The sequence below is a fragment of the Brevibacterium sp. CCUG 69071 genome (genome assembly GCF_021023135.1).
Taxonomy (GTDB): Bacteria; Actinomycetota; Actinomycetes; order Actinomycetales; family Brevibacteriaceae; genus Brevibacterium.
In genome coordinates this window covers 739,718-766,570 of sequence record NZ_PGFV01000002.1, presented here as the reverse complement: position 1 = coordinate 766,570, position 26,853 = coordinate 739,718, and the positions used below count along the sequence as shown (strand labels likewise).

Genomic DNA, 26,853 nt, shown 5'->3' with positions numbered 1-26,853 from the left:
CCTCGCCTCATGTCCGAGGTCGCAGCTTCACCCACCCGGTGTCGCGACGGGTCGCGAGTCCGAGCAGTTCGAGGGCGGCGAGCGCCGAGAGGACCCCCGGCACCGTCAGCCCTGCTCTGGCCGCGACGGTGCCCACGTCCAGGGATTTCGTCGTCGACAGGACGTTGAGGCAGATCTTCTCCCCCTCACCGAGGTCATCGAGCGGGCCGCTGACAGCACCCGTTCCGGCGTGTTCCGCGTCCACCCCGCCCGCGGCCGCTGAGCCGAAGAACGACGAGGTGTCGAACAGAGCCGGGGCTCCGTCGTCGAGGAGGGCGATGACGTCGTCGCTGCTGGTCACGAGTTCGGCTTCGTGGTTCCGGATGAGGCGGTGGGTCCCGGTCGAGGATGCGGAGTAGACGGAGCCGGGAAAGGCGGCGACCTCGCGTGAGAGCTCGAGCGCATGCCGGGCCGTGTTGAGCGCTCCGCTGCGCCATCCTGCTTCGACGATGACCGTGGCCTGCGCAGAGGCGGCGATGAGGCGATTGCGCAGCAGGAACCGGTGACGCATCGGAGTCATGCCGGGTGCGGTCTCGGACACGATGGCTCCGGTCTCGAGGATCTGCTGGAACAGTTCGGTGTTCGCCGCCGGGTAGAACCGGTCGACTCCCCCGGCCATGAAGGCGATGGTCGGCGCTTCGCGGGCGATCGCGGCCCGGTGGGCGGCCGCGTCGATGCCGAAGGCGCCCCCGGAGACCACGGTGATGTCTCTCGCGGCGAGGTCCCATGCCAGATCGGAAGCACATTTGGTGCCGTAGTTGCTCGCTGCGCGGGCGCCGACGATGGCGATGGCCCGGGTAAGAGCCTGATCCAGTCGCGCCGTCCCCCGCACCCACAGTCCCAGGGGCGTCGCCGGCCCGAGATCCGACAGCGCTGCCGGCCATTCCTCATCACCGGGAATGACGAGCCGACCACCGAGGCGGTCGATGGCCTCGAGATCACGTGGTCCGGTCCCATCGCCACCGCGAACGGCCCAGCGGTCGATCGCCTCGCTCAGCTGCCCGCTGCCGGGCACCTCGTCGACGACTGCCCCCAACCCGGCCACCGCCTCGGCGGACGAGGTTGCCCCTGCCGCTACGGCGAGGACGATCTCAAGGACCGCCACCGGCCCGATCGCATCGACGAGTCCTTTCAGGAGACCGTCGCCGGGTTCCCCGATCCGCAGCAGCGCCGCCACCGCGGCACGCATCTCGTCGCTTCCTGCACCGGCCCCGTCGTCCGGGTGCGCACCGTCATTCGGGCCCGCCTTGTCGTCCGGATGCGCCCCGCCGTCCGGATGTGCCCCGTCGTCCGGGTGCGCCCCGTCGCCCGGGTACACCTCATCGTGCGCGTGTTCGTTCATGTCTCCTGCGTCCTCAATGCCAGTGCCATCCTGATCTTGTCCGGGCTCGGCCCCTCGCCCCCGTCGAGGTCGGACAGTGTGGTCGCGACCCGCAGCACCCGGTCGTAGCCGCGCATGGTGATCCGTCCGGTGTCCAGGGCCCGGTCGAGATCGGCCAGAGCACTCGGTCGCATCGCGAAGTGCTCGCGCAGCCATGCCCCGGGTGCACCGGAGTTGAGTGTCCATGCACAGTCGACGTAGCGGTCGGCCTGCCATCTGCGGGCGATCGCGACCCTGGCGGCCACGGTGACACTGTCCTCCTGCTCCCCGCCGAGGCGAAGGTCCGCCGGGGAGACCGGAAAGAGCTCGAGCTGCAGGTCGACCCGGTCGAGCAGCGGTCCGGAGAGTCGGTTGCGGTAGCGCCGTTTATCCATCGGCGTGCAGCGGCAGGTGACCTGAGTCCCCGGCATTCCCGCCCCGCACGGGCAGGGGTTCGCGGCCATGACCAGCTGAAACGAGGACGGCAGCACCATCGAACCCCAGGCCCGGTGGATGTGCACCTGCCGCGCCTCCATGGGCTGGCGCAGGGCCTCGAGGACGTCCCGGGAGAACTCGGGCGCCTCGTCCATGAACAGCACCCCGCGATGGGCCTTGGACAGGATCCCCACGGTCCCGGGCTTGCGACCCCCGATCAGAGCCGAGGCGGTGCTGCGATGGTGGGGTGCCTCGAACGGTGGCCGGTGGTCGAGTCCCTGACTGCCGTCGAGCTCTCCCCGCAGGGATCGCACCGCGGCCACCTCGACGGCCTCGGCATCATCGAGCGGCGGCAGGATCCCCGGCAGGCACTGCGCCAACAGAGTCTTGCCGGCGCCCGGGGTGCCGCGCATGAGGAGGTTGTGCCCGCCCGCGGCGGCGACTTCGATGCCGAAGCGAGCTTCGGCTTGGCCCTGCACCTCGGCGAGGTCATGGAGTTCGGGCGGATTGGCCACGGGCCTGTCGACCTCGACCACCGGCGGCAGCGACGGCACCTCGAGGTCGCCGCCGTAGAGGTTGACCAGTTCGGCCAGCGAGGCCACGGCTTGGATCCGCGCACCTGCGAGCAGGGCGGCCTCCGGGGCGTTTCCGATGGGGACGACGAAGTGGTCGAAGCCCGAGTGAAGACCGGCATGCAGGCTCGGCAGGACTCCGCTGACCGGGCGGATCCGCCCGTCAAGTCCGAGCTCACCGCAATGGATGACGCCCTCGGTGCTCTCATTCGTGATGACCCGTTGGGCTTTGAGCACGGCCACGGCAATGCCCAGATCGAAGCCGGTGCCGACCTTCGGCACGGTTCCGGGGGTGAGGTTGATCGTCAGATGCTGGGTGGCGACGGGAATTCCCAGATAGGCCAGAGCCGCACGCAGCCGTTTGCGCGACTCGCTGACCGAGGCGTCGGGCAGGCCGACGATGTCGATGCCGGGCAGACCCGCGCTCATGCAGGCTTCGATGGATACGATCTTTCCCGTCAGACCCCACAGCGCCACCGCCGAGGCACGTCCGATGACATTGAGGATCGGCTCCTCGCTCATGAGTCGACCTGGATGTTCGGGCAATGGTCATAGATGGGTGCGGGTTCCATTACGATCCCGAGCGCATCGATGCGAGTAGATCGGTAGTACGCCGGCTGCTGGCTCAGCCAGATCCCGGAGAGCCTGCGCAGACGAGCGACCTTATCTCGGGTCACGGCCTCCAGGGGTGAGCCGAGTGCCGCTGTGCGGCGGGTCTTGACCTCGACGAAGACGATCGTCTCTCCGTCACGGGCGATGATGTCGATCTCTCCCTGTGGGCAGCGGAAGTTCCGCGTGACGACGACCATTCCCGCCCGCTCGAGATAGTCGGCGGCGAGGTCCTCACCGATTCGCCCGAGTGCTTGCTTGCGCATCCCGCGTTCGGTGCGGCCGCGGCCCGACATTGTTCGTCCCATACCGCCAAGACCAGCATGGTCATTGAAAGCCGGACAAGAGCGGGGAATCGGCCTGTGGACAGTGCTTCTGCCTCCACAGGCCGATCACGCGCAAGTCGGATGGGTCTCCACAGGCGTCCGGTGTGCGAGTGGATCGGCGGCCGCAAGCAACCCCGGGAACGTGCCCGCCCTATCGACGGAGCACCGCGGACCTGTCCCCGGTTCGCACCCGTTCAGCCCCGGATCGACGAGGGCGGCTCGAGGTCGCTCTTGGCGATCTCCTCGATGTTGACGTCCTTGAAGCTGAGCACGTGCACGGTCTTGATGAACCGCGCGGACCGGTAGCTGTCCCACACCCAGGCGTCACGCAGGGTGAGCTCGAAGTACACGTCACCGGCATCGTTGTGGGCCTTGAGGTCGACGTGATTGGCCAGGTAGAAGCGTCGCTCCGTCTCGACGACATAGGCGAACAGGCCCACCACGTCGCGGTACTCCTTGTAGAGCTGGAGTTCCAGCTGAGCTTCGTAGTCATCGAGATCATCGGTGCTCATGACGACTCCTCCTTCGTTTCTTCGACCGCCTGCAGGCGGAAACTTCTCCGGTGGTGGATGCTGGGGCCGAACTCGGCGATGCCGGCCCGGTGCGCTTTGGTCCCGTATCCCACATTCGACTCCCAACCATAGTGGGGGTGCGCCTCGGCGAGGGCGATCATCTCCTCATCTCGGTCCACCTTCGCCACGATACTCGCCGCGGCGATGACGGGGACAGAACCGTCGCCTTTGATCACGGTGCGCACTTTCGGCAGTTCGAGCTCGGCGCAGGGGCCGAATATCCCCAGGCAATCGAGCGTAAGTGGGGCCGAGAGCCAGTCGTGTTTTCCGTCGAGGAGGACGAGTGTCCCCTCGGGACAGACTTCGCCCACGCCCAGTTCCGCGAGCATCGTCAGCAGCGCCCGACGCCCGGCGAGGTTGAGCGCCATCGTCATGCCCAGCTGGTCGATCTCGCTCGGGCTCGTCGAACCCACGGTCGCCGCCTGCGCCCAGGAACGCACCCGATTCGTCGCGGCCCGACGTGAGAGTGCACTCAGCTGCTTCGAATCATGGATCCCCGCAGGCACCTCGGCGCCGGTGACACTGCCTAGGTCGAAGTAGGCGACGCCGACGCTGACGGGTCCGGCCAGCGCACCCCTGCCGACCTCATCGACGCCGATGACGCCGGTGAAGCCCTCGGCGAGGAGACTGCGTTCGAGACCGAGGTCGGTGAGTCCGCGTGCACTCATCAGTCGCCGGTGATTCCCTCGGGTTCGGGGACGCCGGCGAAGACGTCCTCGGGGTTGGACACCCAGCCGAAGTGCTTGAACGGCCAGTTGATGAGGAAGACGGTGCCGACGAGGTCGTCTTCTGAGACGAAGGGGTCGGTGTCTTCGTGGTAGCGGGAGTCGGCCGAGTTGCTCCGATTGTCGCCCATCACCCAGTAGTGGCCTTCAGGCACGGTGACGGAGAACTCCATCTCCGAGGGGGCCATTCCCTCATCGAGGTAGGTCTCGTCGATCGGTTTGCCGTTGACCATCAGGCGGCCTTCGGCATCACAGCATTCGACCTTGTCCCCGCCGACGCCGATGACGCGTTTGATCAGCTGATTGCCGGCGTCGGAGGGTGCCAGTCCGATGAATTCGAGAAAGGGGTTGGGCTGGTATTCGGAGGTTTCGGCGGCCGAGAGCCAGTTGTCGGGGTCATCGAAGACGATGATGTCACCGCGGTTGGCCGGTCCGAAGCGCGGGGCGAGCTGGTTGACGAGCACGCGGTCGTCGATCTGCAGGGTGGTCTCCATCGAGCCCGAGGGAATGTAGAACGACCGGACCACCCAGGTCTTCAGCGCCGTCGAGATGAGGATGGCGATGACGATGATCGCGAGAGTCTCGAGCAGACCGCGGAAGAACTTCTTCGAGGCGGGTGGCGGGGAAGCTTCGGTTTCGGCTGACATTCGTTCGCTTTCGCATCGGACCATGGGTACCGCAGTGGGACTGAAATGAGCGTACCAGCACCCGTTCCGGGCCGCGCTCAGGCGCCGATCATCGCTCCCGCCGAGGCGGGAGCGCCGACCCGGCGCCGAGCTCAGTCGACGGAGGACCCGTGTCCGATCACGGGGCCGACCACTCGGTCGAGGGGGATGAACCCGCCGCCGGGGCGCCCGAGGAGGGCGCGGGAGTCGGTGGAGTCGTTGCGGTTGTCGCCCATCACCCACATGGTGTCGGCGGGAACCTCGATGGCGAATTCGACCTTCGAGGCCGGCACCGGGGCGTAGTCCTCGCTCAGGGGTTCGCCGTTGAGGAGCAGGTGCCCCTCGGCATCGCAGCACTGCAGGGTGTCACCGCCGAGCGCGATGACCCGTTTGACGTAGTAGACGTCGCGCGGGCCGAGCCCGACCCACGATCCCATCTTCTGCAGCGGGGTCGGCAGGGCGTCGTCGACGAAGGATCCGCGACCGTCGAAGACGACGATGTCTCCGCGGTCGATCTTCTGCCCCAGCGCATCGGGACGCCACACGGTGATCGAATCGCCGACCTTCAGGGTCGGCTGCATCGAGGCGCTCGGAATGGTGAAGCGCTGGATGACGAAGCCGCGGACGGAGCCTCCGAGGATGACGATGACCACGGCGATGATGCCGATCGTCTTCCAGAACCGGGCCGAGTACAGAAAACGCGACCCGAAGGTCGCGTTCTCATGTCTGTCCGGCACAGTGTGATCATCGCCCACAGTGCCTGGCAAGTATCAGGCCTTTTCGCGGATGCGAGCAGCCTTGCCGCGCAGTTCGCGCAGGTAGTAGAGCTTCGCACGGCGGACATCGCCGCGAGAGAGGACCTCGATCTTCTCGACGATGGGCGAGTGCACCGGGAAGGTGCGCTCGACTCCGACGCCGAAGCTGATCTTACGGGCGGTGAAGGTCTCGCGGACTCCGTCGCCCTGGCGGCGGATGACGATTCCCTTGAACACCTGGATACGCGAGCGGCTGCCCTCGATCACGCGGACGTGAACGTTGAGGGTGTCTCCGGCGCGGAATTCGGGGACGTCGGTCTTCAGCGAGGCTGCATCGACAACATCGAGCTTCTGCATTGTGGTTTCTCCTGTGGCCCCTGCTTCAGGTCGAGGACACGCATATCGGACCGGTCGAACCGGTGACTGGATCGTCTGTCGGGATTGCTCCCCGGAACCCGCCGACACAGACATCGGCGAATCGCTGTGGGCACCCATCCCCCTGAAGCAGGTGGATGCCAACAAACGCGACGATCTATTCTGGCACGGCGGGGCCCTCGGACTCAAACCGCTCGAGGACCGTCAGGTCGTGCTTGTCGAGGTCCGAGAGCTTCGCCAGCAGATCGGGCCTGACTTCGGCGGTGCGTTCGAGACGTCGGTCACGTCGCCATCGGGCGATCGCCCCATGATTGCCGCCGAGGAGGATCTCCGGCACATCACGACCGCGCCAGGAGGCGGGTTTGGTATAGATCGGGTATTCGAGGAGGCCGTCCTCGTGACTCTCCTCGGTCAGCGATTCGGGGTTGCCGATGACCCCGGGGATGAGGCGGCTGATAGCCTCGATCATCACCATCGAGGCGACCTCTCCCCCGTTGAGGACGTAGTCGCCGATGCTCATCGGGCGCAGGTCGAAGTGCTCCCCTGCCCAGTCGATGACCCGCTGGTCGATGCCTTCGTAGCGTCCGCAGGCGAAGACCAGGTGATCGGCCTGGGCGAGGTCCTCGGCGATGCGCTGGTCGAACACCGGTCCCGCGGGGCTGGGCACGATGAGGATCGGTTTGGTGCCCTCCGCGCTGTCGCCGAGGATGTGCTCGAGCGCGAGAGCCCAGGGTTCGGCCTTCATCACCATTCCGGCGCCGCCGCCGTAGGGCGAGTCGTCGACGGTGTTGTGGCGGTCGAAGGTGAAGTCGCGCAGGTCGTGGACGTTGAGTCCGAGCAGTCCCTGGTCGACGGCCTTGCCGATGAGGGAGAGCCTGAGGCCCGAGAGGTACTCCGGGAAGATCGAGACGACGTCGATGGCCGTCCTCGGCGAGGTCGGGAGCACCGGCTCGTCCGAGCGACTCGGCGCGGCTTCGTTCACGCTGCCGTCCTCACTCATTCGGCGTCGAGGAGTCCGGCCGGAGGGGTGATGGTGATCCGTCCGCCCTCGATATCGACCTCGGGCACGATGGCCGTGACGAAGGGGATGAGCACCTCGTGACCTTGGACATGCTTGAGGTGAAGGAGGTCCTGGGCGACGCCGTTGGTGACGTCGACGATCTCGCCGACCTTCTCTTCATCCGCGAAGACGCTCAGCCCGATGAGGTCGTCGAGGTACCACGCGTCCTCGTCGTCTTCCTCGGTCTCCTGCTCGGCGAGGATGAGCGTATTGCGGATCTCCTCGGCACGGTTGCGATCGGGCACCTCGGCGAAGGCCAGAAGCAGTCGATCACGATGCCACCGCGCCGACTTCAGTGTCAGCGTCCCGATGTCCGGGTCTGTGGCGAAGGTGCTGCCGGGGGTGAGCCGTTCATCGGGCCGATCGGTGCGCACCTCGACGGTGAACTCACCTTTGATTCCGTGCGGCTTGCCCAGCCTGGCGAGAACCGTGTCCATTCTGCTCCTTTTCACCCGATTTCGTTCATCCCTCAGTCTAATCGCAGTCGTCGCCGCCTCTGTCCGCGAGAGCTCGGAGGAGCGAGCACTCCTGGAGGTGAATATGAGAGAGGGGGCGCGGCGTTCGTACGCCGCGCCCCCTCTCGCAATAAAGGTGTTACGCCTCGATGAGGTCCACTCGCACCGACTCGCGTCCGGCCAGTGAGTTCATCACGGTGCGCAGGGCCTTGGCGGTCCTGCCAGCACGACCGATGACACGACCGAGGTCGTCGGGATGAACCCGCACCTCGAGAGTCGTCCCGCGCTGTGACGAGCGGGAGCGAACGCCGACATCGTCGGGATGATCGACGATGCCGCGGACCAGGTGTTCGAGCGAATCAGCCAACATGTCAGGCTTCAGCACTCTCTTCGGCGGCGGCCTCGGGAGCAGCCTCCTCGGCGGGAGCCTCAGCAGCAGGAGCCTCGGCCTTGTCGCCGCCCTTCTTGGTGATCGCTTCCTTGATCACGGAACCGGCGCTGGGAGCCACGTAGGCTTCCTTTTCCGGCTGCGGCTTCACGGTGTTGACCGCTTCACCAACACCCGTGAACTTCTGCCAGTCACCGGTGAGCTTGAGCAGGGCACGCACCTGATCGCTGGGCTGAGCACCGACGGAGAGCCAGTACTGAGCGCGCTCGGAATCGATCTCGATGACCGAGGGGTTGCGAGTCGGGTGGTAGATGCCGATCTGCTCGATGGCCTTGCCATCGCGACGGGTGCGCGAATCAGCGACGACGACGCGGTAGAAGGGTGCACGGATCTTGCCCATGCGGGTCAGACGAATTTTGACTGCCACTTTAGTGGTGTCTCCTTTGGTAATTTCTTTGCACAGTGGTTCCAACAGAATCGTGGGGTTGACCTGCCGGAGGCTGTGACTCGGACAATCACAATCGGCGCGGATGAGAGGGCCCGGACCGGTTGCAAAAGTACAAGAGTCAATTGTGCCAGACGGCTCTGCATCTCGCCAATTGCCAGGCGAATCAACTCCGAATCAACGCCGAACCGACGCCAGGACGACGTCGGCCCGAACGCCCGAGCCCGCCCGGTCCTACTTCTTGCCGCCGGGGAACATTCCGCCGAAGCCCTTCGGCAGGTTCGTCGGATCGAATTCCTCGTCCTTGCCCAGATCGACCCCGCCGAAGGCCGAGCCGACCGGGTCCTTGGTCTTGCCGTCCTTCTTGTCCTGAAGGGCCTGAGCCTCCTGTGCGCGCTTGGCCGGATTGCCGGACTTGCCGCCCTTGCGACCCTTCTTCGCCCCGGCCTTCTTCTTCCGGTTGGCGCCACCGCCGGGCATGCCGCCCATTCCCGGCATGGCAGGCATCCCGCCGCCACCGCCCATCCCGGGCATGCCGCCGCCGCGGGTCATTCCGCGCATCATCTTCTGGGCCTGGGTGAAGCGCTCCATGAGCTGGTTGACGGCCGTGACCGTGGTGCCGGCACCCTTGGCGATGCGCGCACGCCGGGAGCCGTTGAGGATCTTCGGGTTCGTCCGCTCGGCGGGCGTCATCGATCTCACAATCGCCTCGACCCGGTCGACCTCGCGTTCGTCGAAGTTCTCCAGCTGGTCCTGGTACTGACTCATGCCGGGCATCATGCCCAGCATCTTCTTCATCGAGCCCATCTTCTTCAGGCCCGACATCTGCGTCAGGAAGTCATTGAGATCGAAATCCTCACCGGCTTCGACCTTCTTCTGGAGCTTCGCCGTCTCCTTCTCGTCGAAGTTCTTCTCGGCCTGCTCGATGAGGGTGAGGATGTCACCCATGTCGAGGATCCGGTCGGCCATCCGGTCGGGATGGAACTGCTCGAAGTCCTTCATCGACTCACCGGTCGAGGCGAACATGATCGGCTTGCCGGTCACCTCGGCGACGGAGAGCGCGGCACCGCCGCGAGAATCACCATCGAGCTTGGAGAGCACGACACCGGTGAAGTCGACGCCTTCGAGGAAGGCCTCCGCGGTCTTCACCGCGTCCTGACCGATCATCGCGTCGATGACGAACAGGACCTCGTCCGGGTTGACAGCTGTTCGGATGTCCGCGGCCTGCTGCATGAGCTCTTCGTCGATGCCGAGGCGACCGGCGGTGTCGACGATGACGACATCGTGGAGCTTCGACTTCGCGACCTCGAGCGATTCGGTGGCGACCTGCACGGGGTTGCCCACGCCGTTGCCCGGCTCCGGTGCGTAGACGAAGGCGCCGGCACGTTCGCCGACGATTTGGAGCTGGTTGACCGCGTTCGGTCGCTGGAGGTCGGCGGCAACGAGCATCGGCCGGTGACCCTCGGACTTGAGCCAGTGGGCGAGCTTGCCGGCCAGGGTGGTCTTACCGGCACCCTGCAGGCCGGCGAGCATGATCACCGTCGGGGGACGCTTGGCGAAGGTCAGACGCCGGGTCTGCCCGCCGAGGATGCCGACGAGTTCGTCATTGACGATCTTGACGACCTGCTGGCCGGGGTTGAGCGCACCGGAGACCTCTTCGGACAGCGCGCGTTCGCGGATGCGGCCGGTGAAGGCGCGGACCACAGGCAGCGCGACGTCGGCGTCGAGGAGGGCGCGCCGGATCTCGCGGATGGTGGCATCCACATCGGCTTCGGACAGCCGGCCCTTGCCGCGCAGGTTCTTGAAGGTCGCGGTGAGCCTGTCGGAGAGAGAGTTGAACACGTACAAGCCTTCTTCACGATGAATTGGTCGACTCTCTAGACTAGCAACCCATCCGGGCTCGGCCGAAACCGAAGCGGCTGGGAATCCCCGGACATGACCGATCGCCTCGGCGGGGTGTCTGCTTCACCCGCACCGAGGCGATCGATGAGTACGCTCACGCACTCCCCCACACCGAGGCGGCCGGCGAGACCGACCGGCCCCCTAGTGGGAGTTCCGGGGCCGGGGCCGCCCCGGTGCCGGGTCCGCGAGGACCGAGCGAACCGGGAGCGGCCGCGGCGTCAGTTGAACGAATAGGCCTGCTCGGCGTGTTCGATGTTGTCGATCCCGTCGAGTTCGTCCCGGTGGTCGATGCGCAGACCCATCGTCTTGCGCAGCGCCAGGGCGATGACAAGTGTCACGAGTCCCGCGAACACGAGGGCCACGAGGCAGGCGAGGATCTGCGCGATGAGCAGCTCGAAGCCGCCGCCGTAGAAGAGACCGGCCGGGCTCTCCTCGTTCGGGAAGGCGAAGAAGCCGATCATCACGGTGCCGATGACACCGGCGACGAGGTGGACGGCGACGACATCGAGGGCATCGTCGTAGCGCAGGCGGTTCTTCGCCTCGACGGCGAAGAGCGCTCCGGCCCCGGCGGCGATGCCGATGAGGATCGCCGCATAGGGATCGACGCTGGCGCAGGCCGGGGTGATCGCGACCAGGCCGGCGATGAGGCCCGAGACGCTGCCGATGCTGCTCGGTCGCGAGGAGCGGATCCGCTCGATCATGATCCACGTGATCATGCCGGCGGCCGGGGCGACGAGAGTGTTGATCCAGATCAGCCCACCCTGTTCGATCGTGGAGGCGGCACCGCCGTTGAATCCGAACCAGCCGAACCACAGCAGCGCGGCACCGAGCACCGTGATGGGAATGTTGTGGGGCTTGTGCGGTGCCGAGAAGCGCGCCCGGCGTCCCATCACGACGACGAGGACGAGCGCGGAGACCCCTGCGTTGATGTGGACCACGGTGCCGCCCGCGAAGTCGATGGCCGGGCCGAACAGGCTGCCGATCGCACCGTCGGCGGTGAGGATGCCGTCGCCCCAGACCATGAAGGCCAGCGGGCAATAGACCAGCGTCACCCACAGGGCCGAAAAGACCAGCCAGGTGGAGAACTTCGCACGGTCGGCCACGGCGCCGGCGATGAGGGCGATGGCGATCATGGCGAAGGTCGAACCGTAGCCGATGGAGATGAGGGAGTCGGGTTCGTTCGCCACCGCGCCGGTCAGACCCAGCTGCTCCAGCGGGTTGCCGACGATTCCGCCGATCGACTCACCCGAGCTCAGTCCGTAGCCGTAGAGGACCCAGACGAGTCCGCCGACGGCCATCGCCGAGAAGACCATCATCATCATGTTGATGCTCGAAGTGATTCGAGTCATCCCACCGTAGAAGAAGGCGACACCGGGGGTCATGAGCAGCACCAGACCCGCGGCGACCATCATCCATACATTCACTGCATCGAGTTCCATGTCGTCTCTTTCGTGTCTCTGGCGATTCCATGTCGAATCGCACAGAGACAGTGTCCATGACGGATGTCACAGCAGTGAGTCGCCCATGTTTCAGGAATGTGTCGCGGCTCTCACACGAGCCCGAAGTCCGGCGCCGAGGCGGTGCGGAGTCCCCCGCCGAGGCTGCGCACCAGCCCCCGGAAGGTTCAGTCCAGCAGGGCGTCGACGAAGCCTTCGGCCGTGAAGGGCGCGAGGTCGTCCGCGCCCTCGCCGAGGCCGATGAGCTTGACCGGGACGCCGAGCTCACGCTGCACGGCGATGACGATTCCGCCCTTCGCGGTGCCGTCGAGCTTGGTCAGGACGATGCCGGTGATGTTGACCGCCTCGGCGAAGACCTTGGCCTGCTGCATCCCGTTCTGACCGGTCGTGGCATCGAGGACGAGGAGCACCTCGTCGATCTCGTGGCCTTCGCCCAGCGGTCGGGTGGCCACGCGCTTGACCTTGCCGAGCTCGTCCATCAGGCCGATCTTGTTCTGCAGGCGACCGGCGGTGTCGATGAGGACGATATCGGTGCCGGCGTCCTTGCCCTCTTCGACGGCCGAATACGCCACCGAGGCGGGATCGGCGCCCTCTTCGCGACGCACGGTCTCGACGCCGACGCGGGAGCCCCAGGTGGCCAGCTGCTCGGCGGCGGCGGCGCGGAAGGTGTCGGCGGCGCCGAGGCGGACGGTCTTGTCCTCGGCGACGAGCACACGGGCGATCTTGCCCACGGTCGTGGTCTTGCCGGATCCGTTGACACCGACGACGAGGATGACGGCCGGATCACCGGACACGTGGGAGGTGGCCAGGTCCCGGTCCATGGTGGGATCGACGAGGTTGATCAGCTCTTCCCGCAGCAGCCCGCGGACGTCCTCGGGATCGCGGGTGCCGAGGACCTTGACGCGGTCGCGCAGCTTGTCGACGAGTTCGGTGGTCGGGTCGACGCCGACATCGGCGAGGATGAGGGTGTCCTCGATCTCCTCCCACGTCGATTCGTCGAGGTTGTCGCGGGAGAGCAGGTTGAGCAGTCCCCTGCCCAGCCCGGAGTTCGACTTCGCAAGGCGTTCGCGCAGGCGGACGAGCCGGTTGCCCGGTGCGGTGGGCACCTCGGAGCCGCGGGCTTCGGCCTTCTCCTTCTCGACCGCCTCGGAGATCTCATCGATCTTGAGCTCACCGGTGACATCGGCGTCGATCCCCCGGTCGTCCCCGAGTCCCTTCTTCCTCGCGTTGACGCGGAGGCTGATGCCCAGCGCCACGACGAGAATGAAGACGATGGCTGCGACGATGAGCAAGATGATCGGCTGATCCATTGGACTGCGTCCTCCTTTGAGTTCCTGTGGGTCGCTCGCGCAACGTAATGCGCGTCGGCCCCGGGTGGCGGTGGGCCCGCCGAATCCGCCTCAGCGGTCGGGCCCTCGCCGGTGCGCCCCACACGTGTCGGGGCGAATGTTGTCTGAGCTCACGAACCTCGGCTGCCGAAGAGCAGGCCCGCGGTGGTCCTCCACCCCGTGCCCGACTCTGGGATCTTCCAGTGACGGGTGCGCGGTCGCACGGTCATCAGCGAAGGCGCGGCGTGGCGCCGAGGTTGGGGTCGGAGCACATAGGAATGATCGCGGATCACGGTGACGGCCGCCTGTTCCCGCGTGGCCAGGTGGGAGGTGCCGTCGTCGTGGCCGAAGAATTCGTAGACCTCGTCGTCGTATCCGGTCCACTCCCCGGGCAGGCGGAACCGCTGCACATCGGAGGAGTACTTCAGACGGCCTTCGGCCCGCAGCCCGGGCAGGGCGACGAGGAGGACGACGACGAGGGCGAGCGCGAAGGAGATGGCGAGTCCGACGATGACGACGAGTACTGCATTCACGCCCGCAAGCCACCTCGTGGTTCAGCAGCCTCGGTCATGGACGTCCCGCTCCTCACACTTGTCGACAACACTTCTTTCGCCCCAAGTCTATAGTCACCGTCGACGACATGTGTGTTCCGGGTCCGCATGGCAGTTTCAGAATTCCCTGGGACTCCCCTGGGCGTCGCCGGGAAATCTCGCCGAGGCGGCCCCACCTCACGGGATGCGCTGAGAAATCACCTTCGACACTCCGTCACCGTGCATCGTCACCCCGTAGAGTGCGTCGGCGATCTCCATCGTCCGCTTCTGGTGGGTGATGACGATGAGCTGGGAGGAGTCCTGCAGCTCCTGGAAGACCGTGAGCAGGCGGGACAGGTTGAGGTCGTCGAGGGCGGCCTCGACCTCGTCCATGACGTAGAACGGGCTGGGCCGGGCCTTGAAGATCGCGACGAGCATCGCCACGGCCACCAGGGAGCGTTCTCCGCCGGAGAGCAGGGACAGTCGTTTGACCTTCTTGCCCGCGGGCCGGGCATGCACGTCGACGCCGGTGGTGAGCATGTCATCAGGGTCGGTCAGGCTCAGCGAGCCCTCGCCGCCGGGGAAGAGGCGGGAGAAGATGTCCTCGAACTCACGTGCGGTGTCCGCATAGGCCTCGGCGAAGACGCGTTCGACGTGCCGGTCGACCTCCTCGACGAGTTTCATCAGGTCCCTTCGGGAGTCCTCGATGTCGGCGATCTGCTTCTCGAGGAACTGGTGCCGCTCCTTGAGCGCCTCGTACTCCTCGAGGGCGAGCGGGTTGACCGTGCCGATGCGCCCCAGCGCGGCCGCGGCCTGCTTGTGCCGCTTCTCCACCTCGGCGCGGACGTAGGGCCGCTCCTCCTCGTCCTCGGTGAAGGCGGGCACCGGCATGTGCGGACCGTACTGGTCGATGAGGCGTTCGAGTCCGAGCCCGGTCTCCTCCTGGGCTCGATGCTCGATCTCCTCGAGCTTGAGCCGGAAGCGCTCCTTGGCCAGCTCCGCCTCGGCGGCGGCGTCCTTGAGTCGCTGCAGTTCCGTGCGCGCGGTTCCCACCTCCTCGCCGAGGCGGTTCTTCTCCTCCCGCAGCCCGCCGCGTTCGTCGACGAGGACCTGGATGGCCTCACCGAGTTCGGTGACCGTGGCCCCGGCGAGCTCCGCGGCTTCCTGGGCGGTTTCGGCGATCAGTGTCGCCGAGGCGGCCGCGCGCTTCTTCTTCGCGATCGTCCGCTGCGTCTGCTCCCGCGCGGTCTCCTCGGCAGCGGCGGCACGGAGCAGGGAGTCGACGCGGTCGCTGAGGAAGCGGGCGCGATCGGTGGCCGACTTGTGGTTGATGCGGGCCTCGATGAGGTCCTCGGAGGATTGGGAGACCTGTCTGCTGAGTTCGTCGCGGGTGGAGGTGTCGACGACTTCATCGACGTCGGCGGCCCCGGCCAGTGCTGACTCGGCGGCCGCTGACTCGCGTCGGGCGGCTTCGAGTCGGGAGTCGAGTTCGGCGGCATTGTCCCGGGCGCGCTGCAGCCGCGTCTGCGCCACGCTGATCTCGCCGGTGATCCGGGAGACCTCCTCGGCGGCGGCCATGATCGCGGCATCCGAGGAGTGCAGCGATTCCAGGGCCTGCGCGCTGGCGGTCTTCGCTTCGGTCAGCGCCGGCTCGACCCGGGCGATCTCGGCGTCGAATCCGGCCGCAGCGGTTTCGAGTTCGGCGATCTGGGTTCGCGTGTCCTCAAGCGCGGTCTGAGAGGCCAGACGGGTGCCCGAGGCGGTGCGGGCCCGGCTGATCCGCGTCGCTGTGAGCACCTCCCCGTGGATGGTCACGGCCGTGAGATCCGGGCGTGCGGCGATGACGGCGAGTCCGGTCGCCGCGTCCTGCGTGCACACGACCGTGTCGAGGCTGGCGGTCACGAGGTCCTCGAGTGCCGGGGTGTCGCTGGAGACGAGGTCGGCCAGCCAGCGCAGGTCCCCCGACTCGAGGCCGGCGATGTCGGGCAGCTCCCGGGTGGCAGCGCCGCCTTTGCCCGCCCCCGCCGGGGTGGTCGGTTCCTTCGTCTCGGCGGGGATGGTCAGGGACACATTCGTGTCCTCGCCGAGGTGGTCGAGCACCGAGAGCGCGACATCACCGGAGTCGACGATGACTCCGGAGACCGTGCTCGACAGGGCAGCGGCCGCCGCCATCTCGTAGCCGTTGGCGACACTCAGCCTCTCGGTCACCGCGGTTCCGACTCCCGGCAGGTCCGCCTCGACGATCGCTTCGAGGTCGGCCTCGAGAGCAGTGCCCAGGTCCAAGGCCTCGGCCCTGGCCTGCGCGGATGCCAGCTCCGAGGAAGTTCGCGCCTTCTCGGCCTGCAGGGTCTCGAGTTCGGTCTCTAGCTTCTCCTGGGCGGCTCTGGCGCTCTCGTAGGCGGTGTCGAGTTCGCTCTCCCCGGCTTCGACGTCCTCGACGGAGGATTCGGCGGTCTCGAGTTCAGTGGTCGATTCGGCCAGGCGCTTCTCGATGGTCTCGATCTCGGCCCGGTTGGCTTCGATGCGGGTGCCGAGGTCAGCGATGCGTTCGGCGGCCTGGTGCTGCTTCGACTGCAGTGCCGAGCGGTTCTTCACGGCCTCGGTGATGGCGACCTGGGCGGCCTTGACCTCCTGTTCGGCCCGGCGCAGCTCCTCGCTCAGCTTCTCCTTGCGGGCCTGGCTGGCCTCCAGGGTCGCCGTCGACTCCGCGACGGCGGCCTCGGCGCCGCTGAGCTCCTCCTTGAAATGGCCAGCTTGGGCACGCAGCTCATCGGGCGACTTCGATTCCCGCCGCCCCAGGCTCGTGACCTCCGAGAGCAGGTGGGAACGCTTGTCTTCGGCGCGCTGGGCCAGTCCGCGGGCCCGCACGATCTGCGTCTGGGTCCGTGATTCCGCGCTGCGCTGGGTCTCCAGTTCGGCATCGAGGCCGCCGAGGCGCGTCTCGATCTCGGACAGGCGTGCTTCGCTGCCTCGGCTGCGGTGTTCGAGATCGGCGATGCGATCCGTGTGGCTCTCCCCGTCTGCGGCCGAGGACAGGGAGGACTGCAGACGCACCGCGTCGTCGGCGAGCAGTCTGGCCGTGGCATCGCGCAGGGTCGCCTGCACGGTCGCGGCCTTCGCGGCGGCCTCGGCCTGCCGACCGAGCGGGCCGAGCTGGCGGTTGAGTTCGGTGCGCAGGTCGGCCAGGCGGTCGAGGTTCGTCTGCAGGCCGGTGAGCTTGCGCACGGCCTTGTCCTTGCGGCGGCGGTGCTTGAGCACGCCGGCGGCTTCTTCGATGAAGCTGCGGCGTTCGACGGGGTCCGCGTGGAGGATGGCGTCGAGCCGGCCCTGCCCGACGATGACGTGCATTTCCTTGCCGAGACCGGAGTCGTTGAGCAGCTCCTGGATGTCGAGCAGCCGGGCTGGTGCCCCGTTGACGGCGTATTCGCTGCCGCCGGTGCGAAACAGGGTCCGCGAGATCGTCACCTCGGTGTAGTCGACGGGGATGGCTCCGTCGGAGTTGTCGATGGTCAGGGTCACCTCGGCGCGGCCGAGGGCCTGTCGTTTCGAGGTGCCGGCGAAGATGACGTCATCCATCTTCCCGCCGCGCAGATTCTTCGCCCCCTGCTCGCCCATCACCCAGGACAGGGCGTCGACGACATTGGACTTCCCGGAGCCGTTGGGACCGACGACGCAGGTGATGCCCGGCTCGAACTTGAGTGTCGTCGCCGAGGCAAAGGATTTGAATCCGCGCAGGGTCAGGCTCTTGAGATGCATGGTGTCACTCAGCATATCCGCCACGGCCTCAGATCAGGCGTTTCCGCCCTGCCGAGGGGCCGATTCTGGCACTCAACCTGCAATTTCCTGATTCTTTGCTAAGATGTCTCCTTGTGCGCAGGCACCTGCGCCGTTCCTCCGTAGCTCAGTTGGCAGAGCATTCGACTGTTAATCGAAGGGTCGCTGGTTCGAGCCCAGCCGGGGGAGCTCACCATATGGCTCCGTCGTCGTCCGACGGAGCCATCGCCGTTCAATGGGCACGTACCGAGGATTCTCAATTCTGAAGTCTGTGCCTACGTCAGATGTCGTCGAACAGCAAGGAAGGAGAGTCGAGCCGGATCACCCCTGGAGATCAGGGAGCCGACCGATTCGACCATCGTCCACATGAGCAGTGAACACAGTAAGACTCAGGAGCTCATCGAGCTCCTGAAGAATCCGACCACCGCCCTGCGGCCGTTCAAACGCGAGGGACTCGACAGGGTCGTGTTCTTCTCCGCCGGCATCCTCGCCGTCGCCTTCGTCGTCTGGGGCTTCGTCTCCCCCGACAGCCTCGGTGCCGTCGCCGGCACTCTGCTGACCGGCGTCATGAACAACTTCGGCTGGCTCTTCGTCATCGCCGCCACCATCTTCACGATCTTCGTCATCGTCATCGCCGTCAGCCGCTTCGGTCGGATCCCGCTGGGCCGCGACGATGAGAAGCCGGAGTTCAAGACCTCCTCGTGGATCGCCATGATGTTCGCTACCGGCATGGGCATCGGGCTCGTGTTCTCAGCGGTCGGCGAACCCCTCTTCTTCTACATGTCGCCTCCCCCGAACACCGTCGACGGCTCCACCGCCGAGGCGATGGGCACCTCGATGGGCACGACGCTCTTCCACTGGACCCTCTACCCGTGGGCCATGTACGCCATCGTCGGGCTCGGCGTGGCCTACGGATCGTTCCGCCTCGGTCGTTCGCAGCTCTTCTCGTCGATGTTCACCTCGCTGTTCGGCGAACGCGCTGTCAACGGCATCGGCGGCAAGGTCATCAACATCCTCGCGATCCTCGCGACTCTCTTCGGCTCGGCCTGCTCCCTGGGTCTCGGAGCGATTCAGATCGGCGGCGGCATCGAATCGGCGGGCATCATGTCCGAGGTCACCTCGCCGGTGCTCGTGATCATCATCGCGATCCTCACCGCAGCCTTCGTCGCTTCGGCGGTCTCCGGTGTCGAGAAGGGCATCCAGTGGCTCTCGAACATCAACATGGTCCTTGCCGTCATCGTCGCCCTCATCGTCTTCATCGGCGGACCGACGCTGTTCATCCTCAACGTCATTCCCTCCTCGGTGGGTGCCTTCATCCAGGATCTGCCGCAGCTGGCCTCGCGGACCGCGGCCGATGGTCAGGGCGTCAACGAATGGCTGTCCTCGTGGACGGTCTTCTACTGGGCCTGGTGGGTCTCATGGTCGCCGTTCGTCGGTCTCTTCATCGCCCGCATCTCCCGTGGTCGCACCGTTCGCCAGTTCGTCACTGGCGTGCTCATCGTCCCCTCCGTGGTCTCGACCATCTGGTTCGCGGTCTTCGGCGGCGGCGCCATCGGCATCCAGGAACGCGCCGAGCGCGGTGAAGGCACCGTCAAGGCCCTCGCCTCGGTCGTCGACGGTGAGCCGGACATCAACATGGACACGATCCTCTTCGACCTGCTGGCGGCTCTGCCCCTGCCGAACCTCATTGCGATCATCCTCATGATCGTCACAGTCATCCTCATCGCGATCTTCTTCGTCACCGGTGCGGACTCGGCCTCGATCGTCATGGGCACGCTCTCCGCCAACGGCATGCTCGAACCCGGCCGTGCGCTCGTGATCTTCTGGGGTACGGCCACCGGTGCCGTTGCCGCCGTGATGCTCCTGGCAGGAGGATCGGATCCCGCCGAGGCGCTCGATGGGCTGAAGAACATCACGATCGTCTCCGCGCTGCCGTTCGTCATCGTCATGCTTCTGCTCTGTGTGGCGCTGTGGAAGGACCTGTCCAAGGATCCGCTGATCATCCAGGGACAGCTGGCCAGCCATGTGCTCGAGCAGTCGGTGGCCACCGCCGTCGATGAGTACGACGGTTCGGTCTTCAGCCTCGAGACCTCCGAGCTTCCGGTCGAGGAGGAGGACGAAACTGTGTCCGCGGCGCCGACCGGGGGCAAGGGCGACGACGCTTCGTCGGCCGGTGCCGCTTCGCCGGCCGATGCCTCTGAGTCCGAGGGCTTGACGTCGACCGATAAGGCCTGATTCGCCAGGTCACAGGCACGCGCTGCCCTGCTCCCCTTCGGTGGGGGCAGGGCCGCGGTCGTATCCGCTACGCTCAATACCGAAGAACGTCGAACCCGCGAGGAGCAGTCGAAGGCATGAACACGATCATCAGGCGTGACGGAAACATCTCGACGTTCGTCGCCTGGATGCTCGCGTGCATGGGCGTGCTCGCGATCATCGTCCTCGTCATCCTGGCGATATTCGCCGATCCCATGCTGCTCATCTTCCTCTTCGGACCCGTCCTGCTGTTCATCGGCGCCTGGGTCAACTACCACCTGGGGTCACGGTCCCGACTGGAGATCACTCCGGAGCGTTTTATCTGGTGCGGCTCCATCGGACGCCCGCGCTCGATCGAATGGCAGCACGTCGACAGGATCCTCATCCCACCGCGCGGGGCACGCCCTCGTCTGGCCGCGGTCGCACGGCTGCGGAACGGGCAGCACGTGGAGATCGACGCCCTGTGGCTCTCACCCACCTCACCGGCGAACCTCCTCACCACGCCCGACCATCGAGAGGCCCAGCATGCGCTCATCGAGGGACACAAGGCCTTCCTGGCCCGCGCAGCGGGGTATCGGCGGTAGGGCGGCTCTGCTGTCTGCAGGCAGTGATATACTCGTAGCATCATGATCAGCCCGTTGCCGTAAGGCGCGGGCTGATTTTCTTTCCGGGGAGGACCATGGCGGAGTACGCGAAACCGTGGCTGTCCGTCGACGAGCAGATCGATCGTCTGGCGAGACACGGAGTTGAGATCGAAGATCGCGGCCGAGCCGTGACGATGCTGCAGGCGGTTGGCTATTACCGCCTCACCGGCTACCTCTACCCATTCCGTGAGTCCGAGCCGTACGTCGACGACGAAAACCGCGCAGGGATTCGCGTGCTCAGCAGTTACAGACAGGGCACGACGCTGCAGCACGCCGATGACATCATCGACTTCGACCGGCGGCTGCGCATGCTGGTCATGGACGGCGTCGAGCGCATCGAGGTCGCAGTCCGAATGCGAATCGGCTATGTACTCGGCAGAAGGTCACCCTTCGCCTACGAGGACTCGGCGAGCTTCACCGAGAGCTTCATCGCTGAGAACATCGACGCCCGGGATCCCGCACCAAGCAGGCACGTGCAGTGGCTCCGACGTGTCAAGGAGAGAAAGAGGAACTCTGATGAGCAATTCGTCGAGCACTTCCGCCAGACTACGACGACCGGATGCCGGTTTGGGCTCTGACCGAGATTCTTGAGCTGGGCCATCTGTCCGTCCTCTATCGGGGCATGAACCAGCAGGACGCTGAGGAGATCGCCCTGGCGTTCGGAGTCCCAACTAAGAGGATCATGACCAGTTGGCTGGCCAGCCTGAACTACGTACGCAACGTCGCGGCCCATCACGCTCGACTGTTCAATAGGAAGCTCCAGTACGCACCGGCCCGACCGAAGGCAGGACAGATCTCAGTCCTTGACCACCTGCGCGAAGAACCAGCGGCGAAAGGAGGCTTCGGCACCGACAAGGCCCTCGCCGTCATCGCGTATCTCCTGCCGTCCATTGACCCGGGTACCGACTGGTCGCAGCAACTGGCTGCGCTCTTGCGAGAATTCCCAGCATCGCAGGCCCTGAGGGTCGAGTCTATGGGTGCGCCCCTCGACTGGGCGTCGCTCGACCTTTGGCGCAGTTGAACTCGCGCCCGTGCCGACCACACCTCATCGCCGTCGCCGACGGAGGTCGGTGTCAGCGACAGCGTAATTTCACCGATACCGGGGAGGCTTCTGACACTGCGGGCAGAAGTGGCTGCCGCGGCCGCCGATCGTCATCTTCGCAATCGCCGTCCCGCAACGCACACATTCCTGTCCCCCGCGACCGTAGACGAGCAGCGCCCGGTCGAAGTAGCCGGATTCCCCGTTGACGTTGACATAGAGCGCATCGAAGCTCGTTCCGCCCACGGCCAGGGCATCGCTCATCACTTGTGCCGCGGATTCGAGCACGGCCACCAGACGCGATCTGCGGGTCCGGGCAGGAATGGCCAGCGGGTGGATGCCGGCCCGGAACAGAGCCTCATCGGCGTAGATGTTGCCGATTCCGCTGACCAGGGTCTGATCGAGCAGCGCGGCCTTGATCGCCGTGCGCTTCTTCCCCAGCTCCCCCACCACCAGGTCGAGGTCGAAGGCATCCTCGAGCGGATCGGCAGCGATGTGGATCGCCGAGGCGGGCACGAGCCGGCCGTAGCCGTGCACAAGAGGTTGGACGCCGAGGTGACCGAAGATCCGCTGATCGACGAACCGCAGTTCGCGCGGCTGCCCGTCACCGTCAACGGTGCTTGATCCAGCTCCGCCACCGGCACCCAGCCGCAGGATCGCGCGGGTGTGCTTGTGGACCGGGTCGGCGGCCGAGTGGATGCGCAGCTGTCCGCTCATGCCGAGGTGGACGAGCAGGCTGAACTCGGGCGGGGAGTCCGGAGCAACCGACGTTGACGACTCAAGCGCAGGCCCCTCCCCTAGGCTCAGCCACATGAACTTCCCCCGCCGTTCGGCGCCGATGATCCGGCGCTCGGCAACCGCTGAGACAAAACCCGAGACAGCCGAGGCATCGATGCGTCGCTGGGACGTCGTGCCCAGGATTCGGGCGTCGATCACCTCGGCGTCGGTGATGGTCGTTCCCGCGGTCCATTCATGGACGCCGCGGCGGACGCTCTCAACCTCGGGAAGCTCGGGCATCAGCGGTTCGGCTCGGAAGCGCTCAGCGCTGGTAGTCCGGGTAGATCGTGCGAATGGCCTTGACGGCAACCTCTGCTGCGGCCGCCTCGGCGGCCTTCTTCGAGGAGCCGTCGCCGCTTCCCCAGGCGTTCTGACCGAGCATCGCCGCCGCGGTGAAGACCATCGCATGGTCGGGTCCCGAGGAGGTGATCTCGTAGCTCACGGCGCCGAGTTCGAGGTCGGCCGCGGCTTCCTGCAGCGTCGTCTTGTAATCCATTCCGGCGCCGAGGTTGACCGCGTCGTCGAGCATCGAGTCGATGAGACGGTGGACGAAGGCGAAGGCGGCTTCGCGGCCGTTCGAGACGAAGGTGGCGCCGATGAGGGCCTCGACGGTGTCGGCGAGGATCGAGTCCTTGTTCCGACCGCCGGTCAGCTCTTCGCCCTTGCCGAGCAGGATATGCTGCCCGATTCCGTGCCTGCGGGCTATCTGCGCCAGTGCACGGGTGTTGACGACGGCGGAGCGCATCTTCGCCAGCGACCCCTCGGCCAGATCCGGGTTGTCGTAGTAGAGCGATTCGGTCGCGACGAGGCCCAGCACGGAGTCGCCGAGGAACTCGAGGCGCTCGTTGGTGGGGATGCCGCCGGCTTCGAAGGCGAAGGAGCGGTGTGTCAGTGCCAGACGAAAAGTCTCGGGATCGATGTCGATCCCGAGACTCTCCTTCAGTGCTGCTGTGGTGTCAGTGTCCACAGTGTCAGACGTCAGCGACCTTGCGTCCCTTGTATTCAAGGAACAGCGGGGTGCCTGCTGCGTCTTCGACGACCTTGGCCTGGTGAGGGCGCGAGTACACAACGCGACCGTTCTCCACAGTCTTGACCAGGTTCGGAGCCTTGGCCTTCCACTGCGAACGACGGTGGCGGGTGTTGCTGCGCGACAATTTACGCTTCGGAACAGCCACGTCTAGCTCTCTTTCTTCTCATCCAACAAACTCTGCAATGATGCGAACGGCGATTCGGATTCGCCGTCGTCGACCTCGAGGTCTTCACCCACGGTGTAGCTGAACTCTTCGCTCCGGTCCTCGGAAGGACTGAAGGGCAGAGCCATCACGACGGCGTCTCTGATCGCGGGCTCGAGGTCGAGCTGATCCCGGTCGATGACGTAGGAGTCCTCGTCGCCCTCGGCCTGCTCATAGACGTACATCTCGTTGATGTCGACATCTATAGGCAGCTCGATAGCTTCGAGCGTCCTCACGTCCTCGCCGCGGGCCACGGCCGAGACAGTTCCCGACACGTAGATTCCCTCCGACACACTCTCGAACATCAGCTCGAGTGTCATCGGTGAACCCTCAGCGACCCCGATCACTTCGATCTTGAGATCCGCTGGAGCGGACAGGGTGGTGTTCACCCGTTCCCACTCACCCGGATGATCGAGCAATCCCATTGACCTGATGTCAAAGACGTATTCAGATCGGTTCTTCATGCCAGACCTCCTTAGTGTGTGAGGATGTCGCTCCTGCGTTCACACGCGACTCACCATTCTAGTCATCCCCGGCGATCATTGCCAATCGGGGCCTTCGCGCCCAGGCGGTGTTCCTCATCACTGCACCCGCCGAGGTGTCGCTGGTCACCCGCCGAGGTGGCCGCGCGGGTGCCGCCGCGGTCCGCCGTCACCATTTCTCGTGGTGATTGCGCCAGGTCACTCCCCCGGCGAGGACGAGGAGGGCACCGGAGATCGTGAACACGATACCGGAGCCGGCGACGAGGGTGAGCACCGAGGCGGCCGAGGGGATCGCGACCTGGCTCAGCCGGTTGCCGGCCAGTCGGATCGAGAGCACCGCGGCCCGGTTCGAGGCGTCGGCGAGGGTGGAGACCCAGGTCATCGTCAGCGGCTGGGTCAGGCCGAAGCAGAACCCGGCGATGATGAGCAGGATCGCAAGGGTCCACGGTGCGCTGAACACGGGGATGAGCACGACGCACAGCCCCGCCGTCGCCGAGGCGGTCCACAGCAGGGAGAGATTCTTCCACCGCCTGGTCAGGGTGCCGATGAAGAGCCGGGAGATCACCGAGGCCAGGGTCCGCAGCGCCAGCAGCCAGGTCACGAGGGTGACCGAGAGTCCGTTCTCCTCGCCGATGAGCGGCAGGTAGGCCGTCATCAGGTCGACGGCGGCCAACGTGGCCATCGAGGCGAAGATCGCCGGTTTCATCCCCCTCGTCGCCAGAAGCGTCCACGGGGTGAGGACTCCCTTGGCCGCCTCGGCGCGGGAGACGTGCGGGGTGCGCCCCCGGAGCATGACGATGACGGCGGCGATCAGGGTCAGGGCGGAGACCCCGGTCATGAACCACAGGGCGTTGGTGATGTGCGCCTGGCCGGCCGTGGCATCGGCGACCATGCCGGCCAGCGGCAGGCCGATCGTCTGCCCGATCGAGACACCGAGGGTCAGATGCCCGAACTTCGCGGTCAGCTGGGAGGCCGAGAAGCTCTGCGGGATGAGCGCCTGGGAGGCGACCGTGGTGAGCAGCTGACCGAAGCCCAGGCTCATCGTGGCGATGAGGAGCACGCCGAGGTTGGGCGCCAGGGCCGCGAGTCCGACAGGGATGATCGAGAGCACGGTTCCCGTCCACAGGACGACCGTGGCGTAGCCCCGATCGACGAGGCGGCCGACGAACAGCGCGGTGAGTAAGGGAACGAGGGAGTAGCAGGCGGTCATCAGACCGAGGACGACTCCGGTGCCCCCGAGTTCGAGGGTGCGATAGGAGATGAGGACGCGCACGCCGTTGTAGGTGGCGTGGGCGATGACGGTGTGGAGGACGAGGCCTGTGAACCAGGCCCGGTTCGGGGAAGCCGTTGGGTTCATGCCTCGGTGTTCAGTGCCTGAAGGACGCAGGCCGGCACGAGGCCGCTGATGTCTCCGCCGTTCGCGTGAACCTCTTTGATTAGGGAGGAGGAGACGTGTTCGAACTCGGGGTTGCCGGGGACGAAGATCGTCTCGAGTTCGCTCAGGTGCTTGTTCATCAGTGCCATCGGCAGCTCGTAGGCGAAATCCGTGCCCGAGCGCAGCCCTTTGACCACGGCAGGTGCACCGATGCGGCTGCAGTAGTCGACGAGGAGGCCGCCGGCAACGGTGTCGATCGTGATGTTATCTGCCGTCTTCGTCCGCTCGTCCTCGGTGAGGGAGGCGCGGATGAGGTCGGTCCGGACCTCGGGGTCGAAACGCCCCGACTTCGCGGGATTGTGGACGACCGCGACGACCACCTCGTCGAAGAGCCTGGTGCTGCGGGCGATGACGTCGAGATGACCCATGGTGATCGGGTCGTAGGAACCGGGACAGACAACCTTCATGGCTTCATCGTATCCCGCAGGCGCGACCACTGATCGTCGGCGGGCGCATCGTGGTCACCGGCCCGCACGGTCACCGCTCCCGACCCGAGGCCGGGGTCGTGCAGGCGTGCGGCGGCCTCGGCCATGATCCGGGCGACGAGGCCCAGGGAAGCGGACTCATCTCCGGCGGCGACCGCATCGGCGAGTTGCCGGTGGGACTCGATGAGGTCGCAGCGGACCTCATAGCCGCGGCGATCGGACAGGGACAGCAGCCGGGTGTGGACCATCGAGACCTTCATCAGGTCGCTCAGCCTCGCCGAGCCCGAACAGGCGACGATCGCGTGATGGAAGTCGAGGTCGGCATCACCGATGACGCGGGCGGTGTTGCCTGCGATCGCCGCCTCGAGGTCGGTCAGAGCCTGCGAGATGCGTGCGGTCGGCTTCGCTGAGCGGATGACGATCTTCACGGCCTGCGCCTCGATCGCCTCACGCACGGCGTAGATGTCATCGATATCCTCCGGCGTCATGAGCTTGACCCACGCTCCCCGGCCGGGAGCGTGACTCATGATGCCCTCGCTGACCAGGCGCTGCAGCGCCTCCCGCAGCGAAGGTCTGGAGACCGCGAGCATCTGTGCCGTGCGCACCTCATTGATCGACTGCCCCGGCTCCAGCGAACCGCTGTAGATGGCATTGCGGATCTGGTCGGCGATGAGGTCGATCGTCGATGATCGGATGACCTTGCGCAGGACCGGGAGCTCCGAAGTCGGTGGATTCGTCACGATCACGATCATATAACGTTGTCAGACAGTGTGACATCCGGACAACATCAGTAT

The 26,853-nt window shown here is 66.0% G+C and carries 26 protein-coding genes, 1 tRNA gene and 1 pseudogene; 4 read left to right on the top strand and 24 right to left on the bottom strand.

Annotation, left to right across the window (positions count from 1 at the left end; all coding sequences use genetic code 11):
• Positions 1-7 precede the first annotated feature (7 nt).
• The 17 genes from dprA to smc all read right to left on the bottom strand — a co-directional run bounded on the left by dprA (position 8) and on the right by smc (position 17,754).
• Positions 8-1,381, bottom strand: a complete 1,374-nt coding sequence (gene dprA / locus CV023_RS08710) for a DNA-processing protein DprA (RefSeq protein WP_230745069.1) — start codon at positions 1,379-1,381, stop codon at positions 8-10.
• Positions 1,378-2,928: a YifB family Mg chelatase-like AAA ATPase gene (locus CV023_RS08705; RefSeq protein WP_230745068.1), complete on the bottom strand. Its 1,551-nt coding sequence runs from the start codon at positions 2,926-2,928 to the stop codon at positions 1,378-1,380. Before CV023_RS08705 ends, dprA begins: the two co-directional genes overlap by 4 nt.
• Positions 2,925-3,323: a YraN family protein gene (locus tag CV023_RS08700; RefSeq protein ID WP_230745067.1), complete on the bottom strand. Its 399-nt coding sequence runs from the start codon at positions 3,321-3,323 to the stop codon at positions 2,925-2,927. Before CV023_RS08700 ends, CV023_RS08705 begins: the two co-directional genes overlap by 4 nt.
• Positions 3,324-3,535: 212 nt before the next feature.
• Positions 3,536-3,853 (bottom strand): DUF2469 domain-containing protein, encoded by a 318-nt coding sequence (locus CV023_RS08695; protein ID WP_230745066.1) that lies wholly within the window; start codon positions 3,851-3,853, stop codon positions 3,536-3,538.
• Positions 3,850-4,581 (bottom strand): ribonuclease HII, encoded by a 732-nt coding sequence (locus tag CV023_RS08690; RefSeq protein WP_230745065.1) that lies wholly within the window; start codon positions 4,579-4,581, stop codon positions 3,850-3,852. The genes CV023_RS08695 and CV023_RS08690 overlap by 4 nt, the downstream gene beginning before the upstream one ends.
• Complete coding sequence (lepB, locus tag CV023_RS08685) at positions 4,581-5,285, bottom strand: signal peptidase I (protein WP_230745064.1); 705 nt, start codon at positions 5,283-5,285, stop codon at positions 4,581-4,583. The genes CV023_RS08690 and lepB (CV023_RS08685) overlap by 1 nt, the downstream gene beginning before the upstream one ends.
• A 131-nt stretch (positions 5,286-5,416) precedes the next feature.
• On the bottom strand, positions 5,417-6,040 hold the full coding sequence (gene lepB, locus CV023_RS08680; RefSeq protein ID WP_230745063.1) for a signal peptidase I: 624 nt from the start codon (positions 6,038-6,040) through the stop codon (positions 5,417-5,419).
• 33 nt (positions 6,041-6,073) lie between these two features.
• Positions 6,074-6,415, bottom strand: a complete 342-nt coding sequence (gene rplS, locus CV023_RS08675; protein WP_230745062.1) for a 50S ribosomal protein L19 — start codon at positions 6,413-6,415, stop codon at positions 6,074-6,076.
• Between the two features lie 175 nt (positions 6,416-6,590).
• A complete protein-coding gene (gene trmD, locus CV023_RS08670; protein ID WP_230745190.1) occupies positions 6,591-7,352 on the bottom strand; it encodes a tRNA (guanosine(37)-N1)-methyltransferase TrmD in 762 nt (253 codons plus the stop codon).
• Between the two features lie 77 nt (positions 7,353-7,429).
• Positions 7,430-7,930 carry a ribosome maturation factor RimM gene (rimM, locus tag CV023_RS08665; protein WP_230745061.1) on the bottom strand — a complete coding sequence of 167 codons (501 nt, stop codon included), beginning with the start codon at positions 7,928-7,930 and terminating at the stop codon, positions 7,430-7,432.
• Between the two features lie 157 nt (positions 7,931-8,087).
• A complete protein-coding gene (locus tag CV023_RS08660; RefSeq protein WP_230745060.1) occupies positions 8,088-8,318 on the bottom strand; it encodes an RNA-binding protein in 231 nt (76 codons plus the stop codon).
• 1 nt (position 8,319) lies between these two features.
• Complete coding sequence (gene rpsP / locus CV023_RS08655; protein WP_230745059.1) at positions 8,320-8,763, bottom strand: 30S ribosomal protein S16; 444 nt, start codon at positions 8,761-8,763, stop codon at positions 8,320-8,322.
• Positions 8,764-9,015: 252 nt separating this feature from the next.
• A complete protein-coding gene (ffh, locus tag CV023_RS08650; protein ID WP_230745058.1) occupies positions 9,016-10,623 on the bottom strand; it encodes a signal recognition particle protein in 1,608 nt (535 codons plus the stop codon).
• A gap of 278 nt (positions 10,624-10,901) precedes the next feature.
• Complete coding sequence (locus CV023_RS08645; protein ID WP_230745057.1) at positions 10,902-12,122, bottom strand: ammonium transporter; 1,221 nt, start codon at positions 12,120-12,122, stop codon at positions 10,902-10,904.
• Between the two features lie 185 nt (positions 12,123-12,307).
• The gene (gene ftsY, locus CV023_RS08640) at positions 12,308-13,450 is read right to left on the bottom strand and encodes a signal recognition particle-docking protein FtsY (protein ID WP_230745056.1); all 1,143 of its coding nucleotides are present in this window, start codon (positions 13,448-13,450) and stop codon (positions 12,308-12,310) included.
• 149 nt (positions 13,451-13,599) lie between these two features.
• On the bottom strand, positions 13,600-14,001 hold the full coding sequence (locus CV023_RS08635; RefSeq protein WP_230745055.1) for a hypothetical protein: 402 nt from the start codon (positions 13,999-14,001) through the stop codon (positions 13,600-13,602).
• Between the two features lie 195 nt (positions 14,002-14,196).
• Positions 14,197-17,754, bottom strand: a complete 3,558-nt coding sequence (gene smc / locus CV023_RS08630; protein ID WP_230745054.1) for a chromosome segregation protein SMC — start codon at positions 17,752-17,754, stop codon at positions 14,197-14,199.
• Between the two features lie 134 nt (positions 17,755-17,888).
• Here smc and CV023_RS08625 point away from each other — a divergent pair.
• The 4 genes and pseudogenes from CV023_RS08625 to CV023_RS19000 all read left to right on the top strand — a co-directional run bounded on the left by CV023_RS08625 (position 17,889) and on the right by CV023_RS19000 (position 21,690).
• Positions 17,889-17,961: transfer RNA gene (locus tag CV023_RS08625), tRNA-Asn, on the top strand.
• Positions 17,962-18,138: 177 nt separating this feature from the next.
• Positions 18,139-20,007 (top strand): BCCT family transporter, encoded by a 1,869-nt coding sequence (locus CV023_RS08620; RefSeq protein ID WP_230745053.1) that lies wholly within the window; start codon positions 18,139-18,141, stop codon positions 20,005-20,007.
• 116 nt (positions 20,008-20,123) lie between these two features.
• Entirely contained in the window at positions 20,124-20,609 is a 486-nt protein-coding gene (locus CV023_RS08615; RefSeq protein WP_230745052.1) for a hypothetical protein, read from the top strand.
• A gap of 95 nt (positions 20,610-20,704) precedes the next feature.
• Positions 20,705-21,690: pseudogene (locus CV023_RS19000) on the top strand (Abi family protein).
• Positions 21,691-21,759: 69 nt separating this feature from the next.
• Here CV023_RS19000 and mutM read toward each other — a convergent pair.
• The 7 genes from mutM to CV023_RS08575 form a co-directional block, all read right to left on the bottom strand.
• On the bottom strand, positions 21,760-22,725 hold the full coding sequence (gene mutM / locus CV023_RS08605; RefSeq protein ID WP_230745051.1) for a bifunctional DNA-formamidopyrimidine glycosylase/DNA-(apurinic or apyrimidinic site) lyase: 966 nt from the start codon (positions 22,723-22,725) through the stop codon (positions 21,760-21,762).
• A 22-nt stretch (positions 22,726-22,747) separates the two neighbouring features.
• Positions 22,748-23,452 (bottom strand): ribonuclease III, encoded by a 705-nt coding sequence (gene rnc, locus CV023_RS08600; RefSeq protein WP_230745050.1) that lies wholly within the window; start codon positions 23,450-23,452, stop codon positions 22,748-22,750.
• A gap of 4 nt (positions 23,453-23,456) precedes the next feature.
• Positions 23,457-23,660: a 50S ribosomal protein L32 gene (gene rpmF, locus CV023_RS08595; RefSeq protein ID WP_230745049.1), complete on the bottom strand. Its 204-nt coding sequence runs from the start codon at positions 23,658-23,660 to the stop codon at positions 23,457-23,459.
• A 2-nt stretch (positions 23,661-23,662) separates the two neighbouring features.
• Entirely contained in the window at positions 23,663-24,181 is a 519-nt protein-coding gene (locus tag CV023_RS08590) for a YceD family protein (RefSeq protein WP_230745048.1), read from the bottom strand.
• A gap of 187 nt (positions 24,182-24,368) precedes the next feature.
• Entirely contained in the window at positions 24,369-25,556 is a 1,188-nt protein-coding gene (locus CV023_RS08585; protein ID WP_230745047.1) for an MFS transporter, read from the bottom strand.
• Positions 25,553-26,041: a pantetheine-phosphate adenylyltransferase gene (gene coaD / locus CV023_RS08580; protein ID WP_230745046.1), complete on the bottom strand. Its 489-nt coding sequence runs from the start codon at positions 26,039-26,041 to the stop codon at positions 25,553-25,555. Before coaD ends, CV023_RS08585 begins: the two co-directional genes overlap by 4 nt.
• Positions 26,038-26,799 (bottom strand): GntR family transcriptional regulator, encoded by a 762-nt coding sequence (locus CV023_RS08575; protein ID WP_230745045.1) that lies wholly within the window; start codon positions 26,797-26,799, stop codon positions 26,038-26,040. Before CV023_RS08575 ends, coaD begins: the two co-directional genes overlap by 4 nt.
• Positions 26,800-26,853: the final 54 nt, after the last annotated feature.

Bases quoted from the DNA above. Each gene is read 5' to 3' on its own strand.
- CV023_RS08690 (WP_230745065.1), bottom strand. From the start codon at position 4,581: ATGAGTGCACGCGGACTCACCGACCTCGGTCTCGAACGCAGTCTCCTC.
- CV023_RS08660 (WP_230745060.1), bottom strand. From the start codon at position 8,318: ATGTTGGCTGATTCGCTCGAACACCTGGTCCGCGGCATCGTCGATCAT.
- ftsY (WP_230745056.1), bottom strand. From the start codon at position 13,450: ATGGATCAGCCGATCATCTTGCTCATCGTCGCAGCCATCGTCTTCATT.
- CV023_RS08705 (WP_230745068.1), bottom strand. From the start codon at position 2,928: ATGAGCGAGGAGCCGATCCTCAATGTCATCGGACGTGCCTCGGCGGTG.
- mutM (WP_230745051.1), bottom strand. From the start codon at position 22,725: ATGCCCGAGCTTCCCGAGGTTGAGAGCGTCCGCCGCGGCGTCCATGAA.
- rplS (WP_230745062.1), bottom strand. From the start codon at position 6,415: ATGCAGAAGCTCGATGTTGTCGATGCAGCCTCGCTGAAGACCGACGTC.
- CV023_RS08695 (WP_230745066.1), bottom strand. From the start codon at position 3,853: ATGAGCACCGATGATCTCGATGACTACGAAGCTCAGCTGGAACTCCAG.
- smc (WP_230745054.1), bottom strand. From the start codon at position 17,754: ATGCATCTCAAGAGCCTGACCCTGCGCGGATTCAAATCCTTTGCCTCG.
- CV023_RS08700 (WP_230745067.1), bottom strand. From the start codon at position 3,323: ATGGGACGAACAATGTCGGGCCGCGGCCGCACCGAACGCGGGATGCGC.
- CV023_RS08620 (WP_230745053.1), top strand. From the start codon at position 18,139: ATGAGCAGTGAACACAGTAAGACTCAGGAGCTCATCGAGCTCCTGAAG.
- CV023_RS08645 (WP_230745057.1), bottom strand. From the start codon at position 12,122: ATGGAACTCGATGCAGTGAATGTATGGATGATGGTCGCCGCGGGTCTG.
- dprA (WP_230745069.1), bottom strand. From the start codon at position 1,381: ATGAACGAACACGCGCACGATGAGGTGTACCCGGGCGACGGGGCGCAC.
- lepB (WP_230745064.1), bottom strand. From the start codon at position 5,285: ATGTCAGCCGAAACCGAAGCTTCCCCGCCACCCGCCTCGAAGAAGTTC.
- CV023_RS08585 (WP_230745047.1), bottom strand. From the start codon at position 25,556: ATGAACCCAACGGCTTCCCCGAACCGGGCCTGGTTCACAGGCCTCGTC.
- coaD (WP_230745046.1), bottom strand. From the start codon at position 26,041: ATGAAGGTTGTCTGTCCCGGTTCCTACGACCCGATCACCATGGGTCAT.
- CV023_RS08590 (WP_230745048.1), bottom strand. From the start codon at position 24,181: ATGAAGAACCGATCTGAATACGTCTTTGACATCAGGTCAATGGGATTG.
- rimM (WP_230745061.1), bottom strand. From the start codon at position 7,930: ATGGACACGGTTCTCGCCAGGCTGGGCAAGCCGCACGGAATCAAAGGT.
- CV023_RS08615 (WP_230745052.1), top strand. From the start codon at position 20,124: ATGAACACGATCATCAGGCGTGACGGAAACATCTCGACGTTCGTCGCC.